This window comes from Halomonas colorata (assembly GCF_014897985.1).
In the GTDB taxonomy this organism is placed as follows: Bacteria; Pseudomonadota; Gammaproteobacteria; order Pseudomonadales; family Halomonadaceae; genus Vreelandella; species Vreelandella colorata.
Window position 1 is genome coordinate 1 of sequence record NZ_JABUZA010000116.1, and the last position, 529, is coordinate 529.

Annotated in this window: 1 pseudogene; it reads left to right on the forward strand. The window is 60.7% G+C overall.

From position 1 onward, the window contains the following. Window positions 1-62: 62 nt before the first annotated feature. Window positions 63-529: pseudogene (locus tag INT33_RS21040) on the forward strand (electron transfer flavoprotein subunit alpha/FixB family protein); the annotation flags it as partial.

A 529-nucleotide genomic window follows, 5' to 3' on the forward strand; every position in this document is an offset into this window, starting at 1 on the left:
GTGGACGAACTGATCGATAAACTTAAAAACGAAGCCAAGGTGCTTTAAGAGGAGTCGAACGCATGAGCATTCTGGTACTTGCCGACCTTCATGAAGGCCAGTTGGCGGGCGCAACCGCCCACGTTGTGGCCGCGGCACACGCGATCGGTGGCGATATTGACGTACTGATCGCGGGGGAAGGCGTTCAAGCCGCCGCCGACGCGGCCGTCAAGCTGGACGGCGTCAACAAAGTGCGCGTGGCGGATAATGTCGTCTACGCCCACCAGCTCGCCGAGCCCATGGGCGCCTTGCTGGTCGAGCTGGCCGGCGACTACACCCACGTATTGGCCAGCGCCTCTACCACGGGCAAAAACGTCCTGCCGCGCTTGGCCGCGTTGAAAGATGTTAGCCAGCTGTCTGACGTGATTGCGGTGGAAAGCGCGGATACCTTCAAGCGCTCGATCTACGCGGGCAACGCCATCGCCACGGTGAAAAGCGACGATGCGCTTAAAGTGATGACCGTACGCACCACCGCGTTTGACGCCGTCAG